This is a genomic window from Streptomyces olivaceus, assembly GCF_000721235.1.
Lineage (GTDB): Bacteria > Actinomycetota > Actinomycetes > Streptomycetales > Streptomycetaceae > Streptomyces > Streptomyces olivaceus.
On sequence record NZ_JOFH01000112.1, the window covers coordinates 1 to 855 of the forward strand.

At 65.6% G+C, this 855-nt stretch carries 1 protein-coding gene; it reads right to left on the reverse strand.

Annotated features, from left to right (window positions below; translation table 11 throughout):
- Positions 1–10 precede the first annotated feature (10 nt).
- Positions 11–810 (reverse strand): IS5 family transposase gene (locus IG94_RS42420; RefSeq protein WP_169752452.1). Its coding sequence is split into 2 segments (ribosomal slippage): positions 11–462 and positions 462–810, totalling 801 coding nucleotides; the frame shifts between segments, so codons are not numbered across the junction.
- Between the last annotated feature and the right edge of the window lie 45 nt (positions 811–855).

An 855-nucleotide genomic window follows, 5' to 3' on the forward strand; every position in this document is an offset into this window, starting at 1 on the left:
AGAAGTCATCTCATTTGGCCAGCCTGCGGTAGCAGATGAGGGTGCAGGCGATGCTGGTGAAGGCTAGGAAGTGATCGGCTCTGCGTTCGTAGCGGCGGTGCAGTCGGCGGCATCCGGCGAGCCAGGACATCGTGCGTTCTATGGTCCAGCGGTGCCGGCCCAGGTGGGTAGAGGACTCGATACCTCTGCGGGCGATGCGATGTCGGATGCCCCGGCTGGACAGCCATCGTCGCAGGTGGTTGTAGTCGTACCCCTTGTCCGCATGGAGTTTTCGGGGTCTGCGCCGTCGGGGGCCGCGGCGCGAGCGGATCGGCGGGATGCCCTTCACAAGAGGGATCAGTGCCTGGCTGTCGTGCGTGTTGGCGCCCGAGATGCCGATGGACAGGGGCAGGCCGGTCCGCTCCGTGATCAAGTGGATCTTTGACCCGTACTTGCCCCGGTCCACAGGATTCGGACCTGTCAGCTCCCCCTTTTCAGAGCCCGCATGTTGACCGAGTCGATCGCGCAACGGGACCAGTCCAGTTCCCCGCGCGATCCGAGTTCATCGAGGACCAGGCGGTGAAGCCTGGCCCACACCCGGGCCTTGGTCCACTCGGTGAACCGCCGGTGGGCCGTCGCACCCGACGGGCCGAACGAGGCGGCCGGCACCTGCTGCCACGTGCATCCTGAGGTCGCCACGAAGACGATCGCAGCCAGGACTTCACGGTCACCGTGCCGACGCCGGCCGCCACCCTGCGGCCGCGACGGCGCCTCCGGAACCACTCGCTGGAACAGCTCCCACAGCTCGTCCGGCACCAGCCGCTCAACGATCTTCGACACACCACAAGTCTAGCTAGCCAAATGAGATGATCTCTT